At 49.8% G+C, this 18746-nt stretch carries 16 protein-coding genes; 7 read left to right on the top strand and 9 right to left on the bottom strand.

Features of this window, described 5'->3' with window-relative positions; translation table 11 throughout:
* Positions 1-200 precede the first annotated feature (200 nt).
* Together ACMXI2_RS03535 and ACMXI2_RS03530 are read left to right on the top strand one after the other, a co-directional pair.
* Positions 201-2471 carry an aconitate hydratase gene (locus ACMXI2_RS03535; protein ID WP_079468923.1) on the top strand — a complete coding sequence of 757 codons (2271 nt, stop codon included), beginning with the start codon at positions 201-203 and terminating at the stop codon, positions 2469-2471.
* A gap of 156 nt (positions 2472-2627) precedes the next feature.
* Positions 2628-3209, top strand: a complete 582-nt coding sequence (locus tag ACMXI2_RS03530; RefSeq protein ID WP_483780336.1) for an LOG family protein — start codon at positions 2628-2630, stop codon at positions 3207-3209.
* Here ACMXI2_RS03530 and ACMXI2_RS03525 read toward each other — a convergent pair.
* Both ACMXI2_RS03525 and ACMXI2_RS03520 read right to left on the bottom strand, forming a co-directional pair.
* Positions 3206-4255 (bottom strand): DUF4421 domain-containing protein, encoded by a 1050-nt coding sequence (locus ACMXI2_RS03525; RefSeq protein WP_483780335.1) that lies wholly within the window; start codon positions 4253-4255, stop codon positions 3206-3208. The genes ACMXI2_RS03530 and ACMXI2_RS03525 overlap by 4 nt on opposite strands.
* Positions 4256-4286: 31 nt before the next feature.
* Complete coding sequence (locus tag ACMXI2_RS03520) at positions 4287-4757, bottom strand: metallophosphoesterase family protein (protein WP_370909782.1); 471 nt, start codon at positions 4755-4757, stop codon at positions 4287-4289.
* Between the two features lie 56 nt (positions 4758-4813).
* Between ACMXI2_RS03520 and purU the strand changes: the two genes are divergently transcribed.
* Complete coding sequence (gene purU, locus ACMXI2_RS03515; RefSeq protein WP_483780334.1) at positions 4814-5683, top strand: formyltetrahydrofolate deformylase; 870 nt, start codon at positions 4814-4816, stop codon at positions 5681-5683.
* A gap of 33 nt (positions 5684-5716) precedes the next feature.
* On the top strand, positions 5717-6550 hold the full coding sequence (locus tag ACMXI2_RS03510; protein ID WP_483780333.1) for a CHAD domain-containing protein: 834 nt from the start codon (positions 5717-5719) through the stop codon (positions 6548-6550).
* Positions 6551-6580: 30 nt separating this feature from the next.
* Here the strand turns inward: ACMXI2_RS03510 and hutG are convergent, their stop codons facing one another.
* The 6 genes from hutG to ACMXI2_RS03480 form a co-directional block, all read right to left on the bottom strand.
* Positions 6581-7585 carry a formimidoylglutamase gene (hutG, locus tag ACMXI2_RS03505; RefSeq protein WP_483780332.1) on the bottom strand — a complete coding sequence of 335 codons (1005 nt, stop codon included), beginning with the start codon at positions 7583-7585 and terminating at the stop codon, positions 6581-6583.
* Entirely contained in the window at positions 7582-8808 is a 1227-nt protein-coding gene (gene hutI, locus ACMXI2_RS03500; protein ID WP_483780331.1) for an imidazolonepropionase, read from the bottom strand. The genes hutG and hutI overlap by 4 nt, the downstream gene beginning before the upstream one ends.
* Before the next feature lie 9 nt (positions 8809-8817).
* Positions 8818-10488 carry a urocanate hydratase gene (hutU, locus tag ACMXI2_RS03495; RefSeq protein WP_483780330.1) on the bottom strand — a complete coding sequence of 557 codons (1671 nt, stop codon included), beginning with the start codon at positions 10486-10488 and terminating at the stop codon, positions 8818-8820.
* Complete coding sequence (gene hutH, locus ACMXI2_RS03490) at positions 10466-12034, bottom strand: histidine ammonia-lyase (RefSeq protein ID WP_483780329.1); 1569 nt, start codon at positions 12032-12034, stop codon at positions 10466-10468. The genes hutU and hutH overlap by 23 nt, the downstream gene beginning before the upstream one ends.
* 30 nt (positions 12035-12064) lie before the next feature.
* Positions 12065-12544 carry a MarR family winged helix-turn-helix transcriptional regulator gene (locus ACMXI2_RS03485; RefSeq protein WP_483780328.1) on the bottom strand — a complete coding sequence of 160 codons (480 nt, stop codon included), beginning with the start codon at positions 12542-12544 and terminating at the stop codon, positions 12065-12067.
* A 131-nt stretch (positions 12545-12675) separates the two neighbouring features.
* Complete coding sequence (locus ACMXI2_RS03480; protein ID WP_483780327.1) at positions 12676-13080, bottom strand: SET domain-containing protein; 405 nt, start codon at positions 13078-13080, stop codon at positions 12676-12678.
* Between the two features lie 125 nt (positions 13081-13205).
* Between ACMXI2_RS03480 and ACMXI2_RS03475 the strand changes: the two genes are divergently transcribed.
* Both ACMXI2_RS03475 and mgtE read left to right on the top strand, forming a co-directional pair.
* Entirely contained in the window at positions 13206-14084 is an 879-nt protein-coding gene (locus ACMXI2_RS03475) for a bestrophin family protein (protein WP_483780326.1), read from the top strand.
* A 55-nt stretch (positions 14085-14139) separates the two neighbouring features.
* Positions 14140-15516, top strand: coding sequence for a magnesium transporter (mgtE, locus tag ACMXI2_RS03470; RefSeq protein ID WP_483780325.1), 1377 nt, complete (start codon positions 14140-14142; stop codon positions 15514-15516).
* 35 nt (positions 15517-15551) lie between these two features.
* On the opposite strand, the gene ACMXI2_RS03465 is transcribed toward mgtE, so the two are convergent.
* Complete coding sequence (locus ACMXI2_RS03465) at positions 15552-16085, bottom strand: histidine phosphatase family protein (RefSeq protein ID WP_483780324.1); 534 nt, start codon at positions 16083-16085, stop codon at positions 15552-15554.
* Between the two features lie 102 nt (positions 16086-16187).
* Between ACMXI2_RS03465 and ACMXI2_RS03460 the strand changes: the two genes are divergently transcribed.
* Positions 16188-18560 (top strand): S9 family peptidase, encoded by a 2373-nt coding sequence (locus tag ACMXI2_RS03460; protein ID WP_483780323.1) that lies wholly within the window; start codon positions 16188-16190, stop codon positions 18558-18560.
* The last annotated feature ends 186 nt before the right edge of the window (positions 18561-18746 follow it).

The following is an 18746-nucleotide window of genomic DNA, read 5'->3' as shown; positions in this document are numbered from 1 at the left end:
TATCAAATTCCGGCTGGAAAAACAAGGAAAAAACCGCTGGTAAGGCTATTCCCCCATAACGGGCTGAATATCATGGGAACCGTTAAAGTACCGGAAGTTTACACACAGTTGGCCGGATGTTAAGTATTTAATTTAAAAACTTGCCGATTTTAGTTAATTTTGCGAGCAATTTTTAACCGCTCTTAAATAATTTTTTTCCCATGGTGTTTGATATTGACATGATTAAAAAAGTGTATGCGGCACTCCCGGGTAAGGTGGAAGCAACCCGTAAAATGCTGGGTCGCCCGCTGACACTGGCTGAGAAGATTTTGTACGCACACTTATATGCACCTACTACCACGCCCTACGAAAGAGGCAAATCCTATGTTGAATTTGCGCCGGATCGCGTAGCTATGCAGGATGCAACCGCCCAGATGGCATTGCTCCAGTTTATGACCTGCGGTCGTGATAAAGTTGCGGTTCCCTCCACTGTTCATTGTGATCACCTCATTCAGGCAAAAGTAGGCGCTACAGAAGATCTGGCAACTGCTATTGACACCAATAAAGAAGTTTACGATTTCCTTTCCTCAATTTCTGATAAGTACGGCATTGGTTTCTGGAAACCAGGCGCTGGTATCATTCACCAGGTAGTGCTGGAAAACTACGCGTTTCCAGGTGGTATGATGATCGGTACTGACTCCCACACCCCTAATGCCGGCGGTTTAGGCATGGTGGCAATTGGTGTTGGTGGCGCCGACGCTGTAGATGTAATGGCTGGTTTACCCTGGGAGCTGAAAATGCCGAAACTGATCGGTGTGAAACTGACAGGTAAAATGAGCGGCTGGACTTCTGCCAAAGATATTATCCTGAAAGTTGCAGGTATCCTCACCGTAAAAGGTGGTACCGGCGCTATCGTGGAATACTTCGGCGAAGGTGCAGATAGCTTCAGCGCTACCGGTAAGGCAACTATCTGTAACATGGGTGCTGAAATCGGTGCTACCTGTTCCCTGTTTGCATACGACAGCAAAATGGCCGACTACCTGAAAATCACCGGTCGTGCAGAAGTAGCTGCCCTGGCTGATGAAGTAAGAGACCATCTCCGTCCGGATGCAGATGTATACGCAGATCCTTCCAAATACTACGACCAGGTGATCGAAATCAACCTGGACGAACTGGAACCATATGTAAACGGTCCGTTCACCCCGGATCTGGCATGGCCTATCTCCAAATTTGCACAGGCAGTAAAAGAAAACAACTGGCCTGAAAAACTGGAAGTAGCCCTCATCGGTTCCTGCACCAACTCTTCCTACGAAGATATTTCCCGCTCTGCTTCCCTGGCACAACAAGCCATCGACAAGCAACTGGAAATGAAATCTGAATACACCATCACTCCCGGCTCTGAACTGGTACGTTTTACCATCGAAAGAGACGGCTTGCTGAATACCTTCGACCAGGTAGGCGGTGTAGTGCTGGCAAATGCCTGCGGTCCGTGTATCGGTCAGTGGGCCCGTCATATCGACGATCCTACCCGTAAAAACTCTATCATCACTTCCTTCAACCGTAACTTTGCGAAGAGAAATGATGGTAACGCCTCTACCCACGCATTTGTAGCTTCTCCGGAAATTGTAACAGCACTGGCCATCGCAGGTGATCTTACCTTCAACCCGCTGACCGACAAACTGAAAAACAAAAACGGTGAAGAAGTAATGCTGGACGAACCGGTAGGTTTTGAACTGCCTCCAAAAGGCTTTGCCGTAGAAGATGCCGGTTACCAGGCGCCTGCTGCCGATGGTAGCGGCGTTCAGGTAAAAGTATCCCCTACCTCCGACCGTTTACAACTCCTGGCGCCATTTGCTGCATGGGAAGGCACCGATCTGAAAGGATTGAAACTGCTCATCAAAGCAAAAGGTAAATGTACTACGGATCACATTTCTATGGCCGGTCCGTGGCTGAAATACCGCGGTCACCTGGATAATATCTCTAACAACATGCTCATTGGTGCGATCAACGCATTCAACGATAAAAGCGATACCGTTAAAAATTCCATCACCGGCGAATATGGCGCAGTACCCGCTACCATGCGCGACTACAAAGCACATGGCTTTGGTGCAGTAGTAGTAGGTGATGAAAACTACGGTGAAGGATCCAGCCGCGAACACGCTGCAATGGAACCCCGTCACCTCGGCGTTCGTGCTATCCTGGTGAAATCTTTCGCCCGTATCCACGAAACCAACCTGAAAAAACAAGGTATGCTGGGTCTGACCTTCGCCAACAAAGAAGATTATGACCTGATCCAGGAAGATGACACCATCGATATCCTCGGTCTTACTACCTTCGCTCCCGGTAAACAACTCACCGTTGTGCTTCATCATAAAGATGGCAGCACCAGCGAATTCCCGGTAAACCACACGTACAACGAACAACAGATCGAGTGGTTTAAAGCAGGTGGCGCACTGAACGTAATCCGTGCAGAAGCTGCGAAAAAAGCTTAATTCAAAGCTTTAACATACAGGAAACGGGCAGAAAGAGTTTCTGCCCGTTTCCTTTTTAAATGACGACGCGAAAGAGAACCCATGTGTCAGCATTAATACCAGGTCACCACCCGGACAAACATCCAGGCCGAATTGAACACTTTATAATCCAAGGATATGAATCGAATTGCTGTTTATTGTGGCTCCAGCGCCGGACATGATCCCGTTTATATGGAACAGGCCACCCGGCTGGGCGCCGCGCTGGCCCAACGCAACCTTGCACTGGTGTATGGCGGCGCTAAAGTAGGACTGATGGGCGCAGTGGCTGATGGCGCCTTAAATGCCGGCGGCAAAGCCATTGGCGTACTGCCGTATTTCCTGCAACAGAAAGAACTGGCGCATACCGGTCTTACAGAACTGATCCTGGTAGATACCATGCACGAACGTAAAACAAAGATGAATGAATTGTGTGATGGCGTAATCGCACTGCCCGGAGGCTTCGGCACAATGGAAGAATTGTTTGAAATGCTCACCTGGGGACAACTGGGCCTGCATAAAAAACCGATCGGCCTGCTCAATGTAAATGGCTTCTACGACGCCCTGATGGCCCTGTCGAAAACCATGTCTGAAAAGGGTTTCCTCACAACAGAAAACCGCGATATGCTGTTATGCAGCAATGATATCAGCGACCTGTTGTTACAAATGGAAAGATACCAGCCACCGGCCAGGTCCAAATGGATTTCACCGGCGCAAAGCTAGATCGTTTTTGACCTCCACAACGGCTTTTCCAGGGTAAAACGGCGCACCAGGCTCACCCTGAAATTGCCCGTACCAAAGGTTTGATAGGTATGCGGTATGGACATTCCACTCCTTGTGTTCATGCCTACATAATGTATCCCTGCAAAATAACGGCTGGAATTATACCCCAGCGAAGCCCGCACAGTATTGCTGAATTGCAGTCCCGCTTTACGGCTCACATCCCCGTTTTCCAGGAACAGGGTGGTGATATTCCCTCCTAACCCGCCCGTAAGCGATAACGATAAAAAGAAATGCTCCTTCACCACAAAGGTGTACGCATATCCTATATTGGCCGCTAATGAATTAATACCGGTTTTATAATAATGCTCATCCCGCAGAAATGTGGTATCCGCCATGTTGGTGGGGATCAGGGAAGAATCGCCCTTGATGGCGGCCAGGAACATTTCCCCGCCTACAATCAATGAACCGGCGCTTTTCTTCTGGTATTCATTCTGCAGGTTGGGGGCGCGGTAAGAAAAACGTTTGTCGTTGAAGATGTACCCCACATTCAGGCCGAAGTCGGTATTCCTGATATCAGGCCGCTGCGGATAAGGATGCAGCGCGGCATAGGCTTTACCGTACACCTTTTCCGGGTTGGCTACATAATAGCCCTTATAGTATTGCCCGTAAAAGTCCACCACAATTTTACGGAGGTATACGTGTGACTGCAAATCGAGATATTTCGTTTTGCCATACCGCTCTGTACTGTTAATAAACGGCAGGTTAAACCCGATGTTTAGCCCTATAAACCGGTAGTTGGCGCCAAATCCTACGTTAAAAGGGGTATTGGGCCTGTAAAGGATATCGGTTTTTGTTTTCCGGTCCATAATATCGTACTTGGTGTACTTACGGGAGCCATACAGCCGGAAAGTGATATCTTCCGTATGCTCTTCGATATACGCTGTATCATTTTCTGTTTTCAGCCATTTCAGGAATTTCCCCTGCGCCCTTGCCTGCGCAGTTCCCAGTCCCAATATTACCAGCCATGCCAAAATTCGTAGGTTCATAAACGTTGTAGGTTGTAAGTAATGTTGTTGATCAGGGAAGTTCTATTACTTCCAGTTGTTGAATATTGCCAGCCTCCAGCTGAAAACGCAACAATGTTTTTACCTTGTGCCATCCTTGTTGTCCGCATGCGCCAGGGTTCATGTGTAACAAATGAAGTGCCGCGTCCGGCATTACTTTCAGGATGTGCGAATGCCCGCAGATAAACAGCTTGGCCGGATGCTGTTTCAGCTGTTCCTTCACACCGGGGGCATATTTCCCCGGATATCCGCCAATATGTGTCATCATCACCTCTACTCCTTCCAGGTTGAAACGCAGGGTTTCGGGATAACGGATACGGATATCTGCCCCGTCGATATTCCCGGAAACAGCCCTGAAAGGCTTGAATTTTTCCAGTTTATCGGCCAGATCCACATTACCGATGTCGCCGGCATGCCAGATTTCATCTACTTCTTCAAAATATTTGAATACCTGTGGATGCAAATAGCTGTGGGTATCCGACATTAGTCCTATCTTTTTCAACGGAGAATTGTATTAATATTTTATATTTTGGTAGTCATATGTTAAAACAAGAAGTCCCTCATATCACCGCCTGTTTGCTTATCTGCTGTCCCGACCGGCCAGGCATCGTAGCCGGTGTATCACAATTCCTGTACCTGTTGGGTGCAAATATACTGGATGCAAGTCAACACAGTACCGACCCCCGGGAAGGATTATTTTTTATGCGCATGGAATTCCAGTTGGAGCGCCTCAACAAAGCCTCCCTGGAAGCGGCTTTCCAGCAGCAGGTAGCTACCCCGCTGCAAATGGAATGGAAAATAGATTACAGCGATCGCCGCAAACGTATGGCTATCATGGTATCGGCGTATGATCATTGTTTGCTGGAATTATTATGGAGATGGAAAAGCGGTGAGCTGGCGGTAGATATCCCGCTCGTGATCTCGAATCACGCTTCCCTGGAAAAGGAATGCACCGCATTAGGCATCCCTTTTCACTACCTCCCGGTAAGCAGCGCCACCAAAGAACTGCAGGAGCGCGCCGCTATCCGGCTGCTGGAAGAACATAGGGTGGATTTCACCGTGCTGGCCCGGTACATGCAAATCCTGTCTCCACAGTTTGTAAGCCATTACCCGCAGCGTATCATCAATATCCATCATTCTTTCCTGCCTGCCTTCGCCGGCGCACGGCCCTACCTCAACGCCTATACGAGAGGCGTAAAACTGATTGGCGCCACCGCCCATTACGTTACCAACGAACTGGATGAAGGCCCGATTATTGAGCAGGATGTAGCCAGGGTAAGCCATAAACACACCGTGGAAGACCTGGTGATGCTGGGACGCGACATTGAACGGCAGGTGCTCACCCGTGCGGTGAAAGCACATATCGACAACCGCGTGATCCTCCACGGCAACAAAACCATTGTGTTCTGATGGTTTCAGCGGATTTCGTTAACTTTAAGAAGCATGCTACAAACAGCGCTATATCATTATCTCCGTAAGGAATGCGATACGGTAACCGCCGCATATGCCACGCTGCAGGAGGCTCCCGGCGATACCGATGCCATACATGCCATGCGGGTAGGCGTAAAAAAGCTGAAGGCATTTTTTTTGCTGGTAAAACAATTGCCGGACTATTCATTCGGATCAGGCAAACACCTGCGCACTGCCAGGCTCGTACAGTCGATAGGCGGCGCTTCGAGAGACGCGCACCTGCAGGAAAAAAACCTGCGCCGCTATGAAAAAAAGGTATCCTGGCGCTTTTCATTTGCCCACCTGTTACTGCAAAACAAAGCCGCTACTGCCAATGAAATGCTGGAGGCCACCCTGAAGTACTGCTCCCTGAAAAAACTGGACTCGCTGCCGGAACAATTCAGGGAAGCGATTGCAGACACCGACACCAAAGCCGCTACGGCTGCGCTTATCAGCTACCTGGAAGAACAGCATAAAAAAATTACGGTGCCCGCCAGCAAAGCGCATCATACGGTGTGGCATGAAGTCAGGAAAGAAGTAAAAGCATTATACTACCAGCTCAATATACTTGAACAGATACTCCCCTCCGTTTTTACAGAAAACCTTGCCACGCCCACCCGTAAAGCAGGTGAGCTACTCGGCCAATGGCATGATACCAGCGTATTATTATTGTTTGTAAAGGCAACGGTGACGCAGCTGAAGAAAGAAAAGGTGACGCTGCCCGTAAATGCGCAACAGCTGATACAGCTATTGCAAATGGATATGAAAGAACAACTGGCGCAATGCGCCTGGCAGGTAAAAGCGCTAAAAGCCGTAGCCGGCTTTTAGCGCATACCCGTTAAAGGTAACGGCTACACGCTAAAACGCCTCTTCCCCGCAATATGCCATCACGATCTCAAAAACCAGGGCTGCGGCCAGTTTCGCAGTACGGTTATCTGTATCCAGTGAAGGATTCAATTCTGCAATATCAGCCCCTGCTACTTTTCCGCTTTCCAGTATTTTCCGGAAACACTGCAGGAACAAACCTCCTGGCATAATACCGTTGTAAGCGGTAGCGCTTACGCCCGGTGCAAATGGCGCCGCAAATACATCCAGGCAGGTGGTCAGGTATACTTTATCTACCTGACTGAGAAAATGCTGGATGGCGGCAAACAGTGTGTCTTTATCCTGCAAATGAAAAGCATCTGCGCTTACATAAGTAGCTTCTTCTTCTCCCGCAATATTAAAAAGCTGACGGGTATTACCATTCTTCTGGATGCCGAGCGCAAGGTAATGAAAAGGCGTACCGGATTGTTTGGCGTCCTGCGCCAGTTGCCAGAAACCGGTACCTGAGCTGGCGCCTTCCGCACCGGGAATACGGATATCAAAATGTGCATCAAAGTTGATAAAGCCTACGGATTGCTTTCCTGCAAACCGGCGGATACCACTGGCATGCCCGTACGTAATTTCATGCCCGCCGCCCAGTAACAGCGGCAGGTAACCAGCTGTAAGAATTGCGTTCACCGCTTCGCTGAGTACCAGCTGTGCATTTTCCAGCTCACCGTTGGGGCAAAGGATGTCCCCTGCATCCAGTAACAGCGTTTGTGCGGAAAAGTGAACCGGGAAGTTGGCAATCACTTTCCGTATCGCCGCAGGCCCTTTTGCGGCGCCCGCCCGGCCTTTATTACGGCGTACCCCTTCATCGCAGGCGAAGCCCAGCAAGGCAATCCCTTTCTGGCCCGGCTGCAATGCAGGTAAGGGCGACTGTAACAGGTCCGTTACCCTGATCACCTGGTGCCAGCGCAGCAGGTCGGGGTCGGTACCATCAATACGACCGGTCCAGGACCCGGCTACAGTGGGCTGATAGCTTTCTTTTGTTATCATATTAAAACGCCTTTCTTCCATACCAGTGCAGGCTTCATCTTGCCCTGGTAATAAAGTATATCACGATAATCAGCGGTGGGATAGGCTTGCATATCAGCGGCGTAACCTGCCAGTAACTGGCCTGCATCTTTCAGCTGTAATGCGGGCGCCGCTCTTACGGTCAGCGCGGCCAGCACTTCTGCGGTGGATAACTTTTCTGCAGCGCTCATTACGGCAGCCTGTACCAGTAAATCGCCCATAGGGGCCGATCCCGGGTTCCAGTCGCTCGCAATAGCCACACATGCGCCTGCATTCAGCAACCTGCGCGCCGGTGCATATAACATCCCCAATCCCAATGAAGCACCCGGCAAAACTACTGCAACCGTATCAGAATTAGCGAGTAAAGCAATTTCTTTTTCCGTGCTGGCCTCCAGGTGGTCGGCAGATAACGCCTGCGCATTCACGGCTACTTCAGCGCCACCGGCGCTGAACTGATCCGCATGCACCGTTGCCACAAATCCCTGCTGCATGGCCTGTTGCAGGAAATCAGCTGCAGCCTTTGCAGAAAAAGCAGTTTCTTCTATAAAAATATCTACCCGGTTGCTCAGCTGCTCCTGCTGTATCACCGGCAACAGTTCCGTTAAAATCCATTGCAGGTAACCTTCTTCACTGCCGGTATAATCACGCGGCTTCATATGTGCAGCCAAACAGGTAGAAATGAGCGTGGCAGGCGTATGTATGCCCGCCTGCTGTATGGCGCGCAGCATCTTTAATTCACTTTCCAGGTTCAGCCCGTAACCACTTTTTACTTCAATGGTGGTAACGCCTTCTTTCAGATGCCTGTTAGCGCGGGCCACGGTATTTTCCGTGAGGGTAACGGGGTCGGCTATACGTGTTTTGGTAACAGAGTCCCATATCCCCCCGCCGGCACGGGCTATTTCCAGGTAACTTTTACCGGCAATGCGCATGGCATAATCGCGGTTACGGGTACCATCGTAACAAATGTGTGTATGACAATCAATAAATCCCGGCAATAAAACCAGTGGTGTGTCCTGGAAAGCAATTTCACAATCCGGGTATTTCTGCAACAGCGTTTTATACCCTGCTATGGCAATGACCTCCCCGTTTTCCACCACTACCCCGCCTTTCTCTATCACCGTTAACTGTTCATCGTGCAGGGCGCCTTTCAGCGACAGGCCTGTCATTGGCAGGATCTGGGCAAAAGGACCGATTAATGTTTTCATGGGCAATGATTAAATGCTGATGTTAAATTTTTGTCCCCATTCCTGTGCCTTTTCATAACCGGCATCCGCATGACGGAAAATACCCAGCGCCGGATCATTGAAGAGTACACGGCGTAAGCAATCGGCTGCGCGGTCGGTACCATCTGCCAGTACAACCATGCCGGCGTGTTGTGAATATCCCATCCCTACGCCGCCGCCATGATGGAAAGATACCCAGGTAGCGCCGCCGCCGGTGTTGGCCATGAGGTTGAGCAGGGGCCAGTCGCTCACGGCATCGGAGCCGTCTTTCATGGATTCCGTTTCCCGGTTGGGAGACGCCACAGAGCCACAATCGAGGTGATCACGGCCAATTACGATCGGCGCTTTTACTTTTCCTGTTCTCACCAGCTCATTAAAAATAAGACCGGCCTTTTCGCGTTCGCCCAGGCCCAGCCAGCAGATGCGGGCAGGCAATCCCTGGAACGCTACTTTCTCCTGCGCCTGTTTCAGCCAGTTGATAAGATGCGTGTTTTCCGGGAACGCTTCCATCAGCGCACGGTCGGTGGTATAAATATCCTCCGGGTCGCCGGAGAGGGCTACCCAACGGAAAGGACCTTTCCCTTCACAGAAAAGCGGGCGGATATATGCCGGCGTAAATCCGGGGAAGTTGAAAGCATTGGGCTCTCCGCCTTCCCGCGCAAATTCGCGGATGTTATTACCATAATCAAAAGTAACGGCGCCCTTCTGCTGCAGTTGTAACATAAAGCCTACATGGCGCGCCATGCTTTTCAGCGACAGCTCCCTGTATTTTGCCGCATCGCTTTTACGCAGTTCCAGCGCGGCCTGCAACGTGATGCCGTTGGGCACATACCCGTTCAGCGGGTCATGCGCGGAAGTTTGATCCGTGAGAATGTCCGGTATGATATTATCTTTCAACATCCTTTCCAGCATATCACCGGCATCGCTTACCAACCCGATAGATAATGCTTCTCCTTTGGCTTGCGCTTCCGTCGCCCATTGAATGGCCTCTTCGTAGGAATAGGTCATACGGTCAATGTAGCGGGTATCCAGTCTTTTCTGAATGCGCGTAGGATCAATGTCGGCGCCGATGAACACCGCGCCGGCCATAGTGGCCGCCAGTGGCTGCGCGCCGCCCATACCGCCAATACCTGCTGTTACCAGCAGTTTGCCGGCCAGGCTGCCGTTGAAGTGCTGCCGGCCGCATTCCATAAAGGTTTCATAGGTTCCCTGCAGGATCCCCTGTGTACCGATATAGATCCAGCTGCCGGCGGTCATTTGTCCGTACATCATCAGGCCCTTGGAACGCAGTTCGTTGAAATGCTCCCAGGTAGCCCATTTCGGCACCAGGTTGCTGTTGGCCAGCATTACTCTTGGCGCCTGCGGATGCGTGCGTACAATACCAACAGGTTTACCGGATTGCACCAGCAGGGAATGCTCGTCGTCCAGCGTTAATAATATTTCGATAATTTTCTGAAGAGATTCGCGGTTACGCGCTGCCTGGCCGATGCCGCCATACACCACCAGCTCATCGGGGTTTTCGGCTACTTCTGCATCGAGATTGTTGAGCAGCATACGCAGGGGCGCTTCGGTTTGCCAGGATCTGGCGTGCAGCTGCGCGCCACGCGGCGCTTTATAATGCGGGTGAGCTGCATATGTTTTAATAAAGTCCAAACTGGTCATTATAAAGTCCGTTTAAGTTAAGTTGATGATTAGCGGCAGCCTCATTGGCTACACGTACAAGCGACTGATCGGTAACGATGCAATGCAGGGCGGCAATATCATTGGCGAAGATGCGGTCCTTATCTGCAAAGGTTACCTGCTTACGGGTATACTGATGCACGGCTTCCAGCACCGGGCCTGATTTCAGCGGCCGGCGGAAATCCACTGCCTGTGCAGCATACAGCAGTTCAATAGCGAGGATGTATTCCAGGTTGCTGATCACCTGGTTTAACTTGCGGCCACTGATAGAGCCCATTGATACATGGTCTTCCTGCCCCAGTGAAGTAGGCACACTGTCGGCGCTGGCGGGGAAACACAGTGTTTTGTTTTCTGTAACCAGTGCGGCGGTGGTATATTGTGGTATCATGAAACCGGAGTTTAGCCCGGCATCCTGGATGAGTAATTTTGGTAGCCCGTATCTTCCTTCAATCATCATATAACAACGCCTGTCGGAGATATTACCCAGTTCCGCAGCGGCTACTGTGGCGTAATCCAGGGGTAGCGCCAGTGGCTGTCCGTGGAAGTTACCGCCGCTGATGGTATCTTCTGCGCTGAAGATGATGGGGTTATCGGTAACGGCGTTCAGCTCTATGGTAGTGAGTTCCTGCAGGTGCTGCCAGGCGGTGCGCGAAGCGCCATGTACCTGTGGCATGCAACGCAGGGAATAGGGGTCCTGCACACGGCCGCAATCCACATGCGACGACATGATCTCCGAGTTATCCAGCAACGCCTTCAAACGGTGCGCTACCAGTTGATTGCCGGGATACGGGCGGATAGCATGTAAGCGGGGATCAAAAGGTTTGGCGGTGCCCATCAGTCCTTCGAGTGATAACGCGCCGATGATATCTGCTGCTTCGAGTGCGTTGTGCAGGCGTTGCACCGCTTTAACCGCAAACGACAGGATGAACTGTGTGCCGTTGATGAGTGCCAGTCCTTCCTTAGGGCCCAGTACTACCGGCTGTATCCCTTCCTGTTGCATCATGGAAGCCGTATCTGTTTTTGCGCCGCGGTACACCACATGCCCCAGCCCGATCAGTGGGAGGAACAGGTGCGATAAAGGCGCGAGGTCGCCGGAGGCGCCTACAGAGCCCTTTTCAGGCACCAGCGGCGTTACCCTGTGCTCAATATGCCAGATGATCCTTTCAAGGGTGGACAATGCCACGCCTGAGTAACCCTGTGCCAGCGCCTGCACTTTGGTGATGAGCATGATGCGGGCAATTTCTTCCGGGATATTTTCTCCTACGCCTACGCTATGACTTTGCAGGATATTGTATTGCAGGGCGCGGGTATCTGCTTCCGAAATCTTGGTATCGCAGAGGGGGCCGAAGCCGGTGTTAATCCCATATACGGTAGTATGTTGCGCCACAATGGTTTGTACATAGCCGAAGCTGGTTTGCACACGCGTAATGACTTCCGGTACCAGTATGCCTTTCACCTTGCCGGCGGCAATGTCAATAGCGCGGGCTACGGTGAGCTGGTCAATACCGTACTTAAAAATATCACTCATGTCAATAGATTTTTCTGGTGTATGAAGTATTTATAACTGTTGTCTGATTCTTTCTGACAAAGGCTTTTGCTGTACCGATTGTTCTATCTGGGCGATGGCGGCCAGTATCTGCTGGCTTTGTTTGTTTTCCGTTACCAGTGTTTCCATAGCGCTGGTGATGGCTTCCCATACGGGTTGAATCTGTTGCAGCAGCTCTTCACCCTTTTTGGAGAAGGCTACCAGTTGCCGGCGGCCATCTTCCTTACACGGCGTTGTTTTCAGGAGTCCTTTCTTTTTCAGGTTGTTTACCATCTGGCTTACGGCGGAGTGGGATATTTCCAGTTGTTCGGCGATATCTATCATGGGTACCGGCTGTTGTTTTGATAAGAGGTAAAACACCGGGAACCAGCTGGCGTCAAAGGGTATGCCTGCCTGTTCGTATACTTTATTTACTTCCATGAGGAAGTATTCGCTCAGCCTGCGCAGGCGGCTGCCAAAAACAAGGTAGCCGAGTGATGGATAGAATGACATATGAAAAGGTTGACGTTAATATTATATAAGCGCTTATACAATATTACGAAAGAAATACGAATAATATAGTTGCCGGGCAGGAATTATTATTCACTGTCATCCGCCTGCAACGGTACTATTCGTACTTTTTGTTACTTCTTTACGGTTTGTTTCTTTTTGGTATCAAACCAAAGGGGGGAGCTATCCGTTACATCACCATTGTAGTTGATAAAAAGCTCTTCTCCTTTCTTGATATCACGACGGGTGATAATACTCATGGTTTCTTCTTTGAAGTCCATTTCATACTCACAGTTGGGATTATAATCGTGATTATAGATAGAGCAAAAGCCCAGTGCCACGCAGGAACGGGTTTCTTTTGCACCCCAGAGAAAAATATAATTATGGAGTCTTGTCTTATCCACAATCTCGGTATCGTCGTAAGTGAGAACGAGCACGGGTGAAGTCTCGATTCTTGTTCCGGCAGGGATTTTTTCTTTGGTATAGACTCCCCGGCCTTTACCTTTCGACTTATCAATGTACAAATACGGCTTTATCATAGCGCAATTTCAAATAAAAGAAGACGTAAAGTAAAGTTAAAGCAGGAAGTTATCAAAATCATGTTTAAAAAATTTAGGTTTGCCGCCCGGAAAATATTTTTTTTGCCTTTCATTAACCAGTATATATGATCAATTACAATCCAAAGGAGTGGTTTACGTTCATTTTCCGTATTCATAAAGCGGATACGGTAAGGAAGCTGTTCCCCATGTTTATTGCCCTTTCCATCTATTCCGCCATTGTAGCCTGGCTGGAACTGGAGGTATGGAAGATGTCTGACAAGAGCGAGTTAAAGAATATCACGCTGATGTATGGCCTGCTGGGCTTTGTGATTTCCCTGTTGCTGGTGTTCCGCACCAACACGGCGTACGACCGCTGGTGGGAAGGCCGCCGGCAATGGGGCGCCCTGGTGAACAGCAGCCGCAACCTGGCCATAAAGATCCAGGCCATGCTGCCGCTGGAGAACAGGGCCGACCGGGAGTTCTTCAAAGTAATGATCCCGAACTTCGCTTACGGCCTGAAAAATCACCTGCGTAAAACTTATGTCCATGATGAGATGGAAGCCATACCAGGACAGGAGCCACTTCATACTGATATAAGTAAGCATGTGCCTAACCAGCTGTCGCAGCTCATCATGACTAAAACGATGGACCTGTACCGCAACGGGCAGCTCACCGGGGATCAGCTCATTGTGCTGAACAACGAACTGCAGTCGTTTGCAGATGTGTGCGGCGCCTGCGAACGGATCAAAAACACCCCCATCCCTTTTTCCTACAGTGTATTTATCAAGAAGTTTATATTCTTCTACGTTATGTCAATGCCCTTTGGATACGTGTTCAGTTTGGGTTACCTCATCATCCCCATGATCGTATTCGTATTCTTTGTACTGGCAAGCCTCGAGCTTATTGCCGAAGAAATTGAAGACCCGTTTGGCAAAGACGCCAACGATTTGCCGCTGGATAGCATTTGCAGCAATATCCGCCTGCACGTATCAGAATTATTATAACAACTGCCCCGGCAGCGTACTATTTTAACTTAATTTCGCAGATAGAGGCAATTGTATGGAAAATGAAGCTTTACTGGAAAAATTCCAGACACTGACAAAAGAAAGAAACTACCGCGAACTGTCAGTATACCTGGACGACCAGCTGATTACGGATATAGCCGAACTGATTCACGAGGTCCCCGAAGATGCCGGAATAATCATCAATCACCTGTCGATCGGCAGAGCGGCAGCGGCTTTCCGTATCCTGGACTTTCCTTTACAGGAAGATGTGATACGCACTTTATCGCCCGCGAAAATAGCAGAACTCATGAATGAGCTGCCGGCGGATGACCGTACCGCCTTCCTGGAAGAGCTTCCCAGCGAAGCGGTAAAAGAACTGATCAAACTGCTCGACCCCGAAGAACGGCGCATCACCCTCTCCCTCCTCGGCTACAAGGAGAACAGTGTGGGTCGTATCATGACGCCCGACTACATTGCCGTAAGAGAAGAATGGACCGTGAAGGAAGTACTGGACTATATCCGGGAACATGGCAGAGACAGTGAAACCATCGACGTAATTTATGTGATCGATGAAAAAGGGCAGCTGCTGGATGACTTCCGGATCCGCGAGTTCCTGCTCGTATCGCCCGAAACGGTAGTGCATACCCTCATGGACGACCGCTTTGTATCGCTCCATGCCAACGATAACCAGGAAGAGGCCATACAGGTTTTCCGGATGGAAAACAGGGTAGCCTTGCCCGTGGTAGACGACCAGGGTGTACTGCTGGGCATTGTAACCATCGATGATATGTTGTGGATCGCCAATGAAGAACACACCGAGGATATCCAGAAGATTGGTGGTACCGAAGCCCTGGACGAGCCTTATCTCGATATGCCCCTGCTCAAACTTGTAAAAAAAAGGGTAGGCTGGCTGGTAGTATTGTTCATCGGTGAAATGCTGACCGCTACCGCAATGGGATTTTTTGAAGATGAAATTGCAAAGGCCGTAGTACTGGCACTGTTTGTACCACTCATCATTTCCAGTGGTGGTAACAGCGGCTCACAGGCATCCACACTTATCATACAGGCAATGGCACTGGGCGAAATCAGTGTGGGCGACTGGTGGCGCGTCATGCGCCGGGAAATCCTTTCCGGCCTGCTGCTGGGCGGCGCGCTTGGTATTATCGGCTTCCTGCGTATCCTGCTCTGGAACACTTTGTTCAATACCTATGGCGCACACACCGTGCTGATAGGGTCCACTGTAGGCATTTCCCTCGTGGGCGTGGTATTATGGGGTACCCTTTCCGGGTCAATGCTGCCACTGGTGCTGAAGAAATGCGGCGCCGATCCTGCCACATCTTCCGCACCTTTTGTGGCTACCCTGGTGGATGTAACCGGGTTGCTGATCTACTTCTCTGTGGCATATACACTCATGAAAGGCATCCTGCTGTAGTACACAACAATGGCAGGGGAAAGCCTTTTCCTCCGCTAATAACAAATCTCTTTAAGCTCCGTTCCTTCCCTTGTTTTCCGAACTATAAACAACCGGTCGTATTCATGTTCCCCAATAGAATCCGTATGTGGCTTAGCTTTCAGGCTATGAAGGATAGGGATCACGGTATTGGAATGCCCGATCACAAGAATACGCTTTCCCCAGTCCCCATGCCGGGTAACCTGGTAAATAAAGGATTCCCCGCTGGTATCTGCCGCATAAAAACAGGTATCCACGCGCAGGTGCATGCGCAAACTATCAGCTGTGGCCACCGCTCTTTTATAAGGTGTAAAGTAGATTTTATTCAGGCCGGAATCCTTTAGCAGCCGGTATAAAGCCCCTGCCCTTTCCTGGCCGGCAACGGTTAATGTAGAATCCGGCCCCGGGTTTCTTTCTGCATGCCTGATCACGTAAAAGGTGCCTGTTAAAAAAGTGGTGTCTTCAGATACCGGCACCGGTTGCCGGACGGGATGTTTGGGCTTGCAAGCCGTAAGGAACAGGAGGGAAATAAGTATGGGTAATATGCGCATAGTGCGGATTTAAGGCAGATGACCGCGTTACGTCCATCCAAAACTTACGGCAATTTATGATTAAACCATTACATTTATTCCCCAACAAAATAATGAACCGCTATGAGAAAATGGGTTATACCCGCCATTATTTTTTTATCAGCCAATCGCATCAGTGCCCAACAGGCAGTGCCGCTCACGGTAGAAAAGATCATGCGCGATCCAAAATGGATAGGAACTTCTCCTGATAACGTTTTCTGGGGCGCCGACAACCAGACCGTTTATTTCAGCTGGAATCCCGGCAAACAACTGAGCGACTCCCTTTACTATGCCGGCGTTAAAAACAACACACCCCGTATCACTGCTGCCGGAGAGCGTTCGCTGATCAACGCCAAAGCCGGCGGTACCTGGAATACGGATAAATCGTTACTGGCTTACTCCTTTGAAGGTGATATTTATTTACTGGAGATAAAAAACGGGAAAACCACCCGCATCACCAATACCAAAGCCGTTGAGTTTAACCCGGTTTTCAGTTTCGGTGGCAAACAGGTGGTGTTTCAGCAAAACCGCGACCTTTACGGATGGGACAAAGCTTCCGGTTTAATCAGTCAGCTGACCAGCTTTGAAACAGGCAGCAAGCCCGCCGAAAAAGACGAAAGTAAAACCGGCAACGCTGAAGAAAAGTTCCTCAAAGCACAGCAACTGGAACTGTTACAGGTGATCCGTGATAAGAAGGAAAAGAAAGACGCTGCCGACGCTTTCGATAAAGCATACGAGCCCAAACCATTACGATCCCTCTATCTGCAAAACAAAAGATTAAGAGAACTGCAAATCAGTCCCAACGGACGTTTTGTTACCTATAGCCTTTTCACAGCGCCTGCTGATGCCCGCAATGCCATCGTTCCCGAATTTGTAACCGCCACCGGTTTCACTACTGATATTGCCGCCCGCGACAAAGTAGGCGCCCCGCAAGGCAGCTTCGAAAGCTTTGTTTACGACCGCCAACGCGATACAGTACTGCCAATTAAAACCACCGGTCTCCCCGGCATCAAAGACCAGCCCGATTACGTAAAAGACTACACGAAAAAAGATACGCCCAAAGTAAGAGAAGTAATCGTGAACGGTCCATACTGGTCGGAACAAGGCACACACGCCATTGCCGATATCCGTTCACAGGATAATAAAGACCGCTGGATCGTACTGCTCGACGCCGCAACCGGTACGGTGAAAACACTGAACCGCCAGCGCGACGAAGCCTGGATAGGCGGCCCCGGTATTGGCTGGAGCATGGGCGGCAGCAACATCGGCTGGATAGATGAAAACACCTGCTGGTTCCAGTCGGAAGCCACCGGTTATTCACATCTGTATACCGCCAATGTAAACGACGGTACCATCAAACCTATCACCAGCGGCAACTATGAAGTACAGGAGGCACAACTATCTCCCGATAAAAAATATTTTTACATTACCACCAATGAAGTACACCCCGGCGAAAAGCAATTTTATCGTATAGCCATTTCCGGTGGAAAGGCCGAAAGGATTACTACTCTCCCCGGCGCCAATGAAGTAACTGTTTCTCCCGATGGCAAATGGATTGCATTCCGTTATTCGTATTCCAATAAACCCTGGGAATTGTATGTGCAGCCAAATACACCGGGCGCAAAAGCAGTACAGGTAACGAACCTGGCGCAGTCTGATGAATTTAAATCATACAACTGGCGCGATCCGCAGCTGATCACTATTACAGCGCGTGACAACCAGCCGGTATATGCCCGCTTATACACACCAGATCCTGCAAAAAACAACGGTGCAGCGGTGATCTTTGTACATGGCGCAGGCTACCTCCAAAATGCACATAAATGGTGGAGTTCCTATTTCAGGGAATACATGTTCCATAACCTGCTCACCGATAAAGGCTATACCGTACTGGACATGGATTACCGCGGCAGCGCCGGCTATGGCCGTAACTGGCGTACCGGCATTTACCGTTATATGGGCGGCAAAGATCTGGATGATGAAGTGGACGGCGCAAAATATCTGGCAGAAAAATTGCAGGTGGACGCCCGTCGTATTGGTATATACGGAGGTAGCTATGGCGGCTTTATGACGCTGATGGCCTTGTTCACCCAGCCAGATGTGTTCGCATCGGGCGCTGCGCTGAGGTCTGTAACAGACTGGGCGCATTACAATCATGGCTACACCAGCAATATATTGAATGAACCATTCACCGACAGTATTGCCTACCGCAGGTCTTCCCCTATCTATTTTGCAGATGGACTGAAAGGCAAACTGCTGATGTGTCATGGCATGGTAGATACCAACGTGCATTTCCAGGATATCGTGCGGCTGTCGCAACGACTGATTGAATTAGGGAAGAATAACTGGGAGCTGGCTGTGTATCCCGTGGAAGATCATGGATTTACTACGCCCAGCAGCTGGACAGATGAATATAAAAGAATACTTTTGCTCTTCGAGCGTACGCTCCTGAAGAGATGATTGCATTTTAAATTTTTTTATTTAGTTCCGTCATAATAAAAAAATTATAAAAAGGGGATACAGTGAATGATGCAGGCTAATGTTAAGGAATCTTAATATTCGCCAGGATCGTTCCCGTATTCCCTTTTTCATTTTACATTAGGACCATTGTAGAATGCATGCTGACCATATCTTTACTTAAACAAT

The organism is Chitinophaga sp. G7 BAM 1005, from assembly GCF_057126945.1.
The sequence above is the reverse complement of the archived record's forward strand: the minus strand, read 5'-3'. Positions and strand labels throughout refer to the sequence as shown.

What these genes read in the sequence shown, in the direction of transcription:
- ACMXI2_RS03535 (WP_079468923.1), top strand. Translation starts at nt 201, where the DNA reads ATGGTGTTTGATATTGACATGATTAAAAAAGTGTATGCGGCACTCCCG.
- ACMXI2_RS03530 (WP_483780336.1), top strand. Translation starts at nt 2,628, where the DNA reads ATGAATCGAATTGCTGTTTATTGTGGCTCCAGCGCCGGACATGATCCC.
- ACMXI2_RS03525 (WP_483780335.1), bottom strand. Translation starts at nt 4,255, where the DNA reads ATGAACCTACGAATTTTGGCATGGCTGGTAATATTGGGACTGGGAACT.
- ACMXI2_RS03520 (WP_370909782.1), bottom strand. Translation starts at nt 4,757, where the DNA reads ATGTCGGATACCCACAGCTATTTGCATCCACAGGTATTCAAATATTTT.
- purU (WP_483780334.1), top strand. Translation starts at nt 4,814, where the DNA reads ATGTTAAAACAAGAAGTCCCTCATATCACCGCCTGTTTGCTTATCTGC.
- ACMXI2_RS03510 (WP_483780333.1), top strand. Translation starts at nt 5,717, where the DNA reads ATGCTACAAACAGCGCTATATCATTATCTCCGTAAGGAATGCGATACG.
- hutG (WP_483780332.1), bottom strand. Translation starts at nt 7,585, where the DNA reads ATGATAACAAAAGAAAGCTATCAGCCCACTGTAGCCGGGTCCTGGACC.
- hutI (WP_483780331.1), bottom strand. Translation starts at nt 8,808, where the DNA reads ATGAAAACATTAATCGGTCCTTTTGCCCAGATCCTGCCAATGACAGGC.
- hutU (WP_483780330.1), bottom strand. Translation starts at nt 10,488, where the DNA reads ATGACCAGTTTGGACTTTATTAAAACATATGCAGCTCACCCGCATTAT.
- hutH (WP_483780329.1), bottom strand. Translation starts at nt 12,034, where the DNA reads ATGAGTGATATTTTTAAGTACGGTATTGACCAGCTCACCGTAGCCCGC.
- ACMXI2_RS03485 (WP_483780328.1), bottom strand. Translation starts at nt 12,544, where the DNA reads ATGTCATTCTATCCATCACTCGGCTACCTTGTTTTTGGCAGCCGCCTG.
- ACMXI2_RS03480 (WP_483780327.1), bottom strand. Translation starts at nt 13,080, where the DNA reads ATGATAAAGCCGTATTTGTACATTGATAAGTCGAAAGGTAAAGGCCGG.
- ACMXI2_RS03475 (WP_483780326.1), top strand. Translation starts at nt 13,206, where the DNA reads ATGATCAATTACAATCCAAAGGAGTGGTTTACGTTCATTTTCCGTATT.
- mgtE (WP_483780325.1), top strand. Translation starts at nt 14,140, where the DNA reads ATGGAAAATGAAGCTTTACTGGAAAAATTCCAGACACTGACAAAAGAA.
- ACMXI2_RS03465 (WP_483780324.1), bottom strand. Translation starts at nt 16,085, where the DNA reads ATGCGCATATTACCCATACTTATTTCCCTCCTGTTCCTTACGGCTTGC.
- ACMXI2_RS03460 (WP_483780323.1), top strand. Translation starts at nt 16,188, where the DNA reads ATGAGAAAATGGGTTATACCCGCCATTATTTTTTTATCAGCCAATCGC.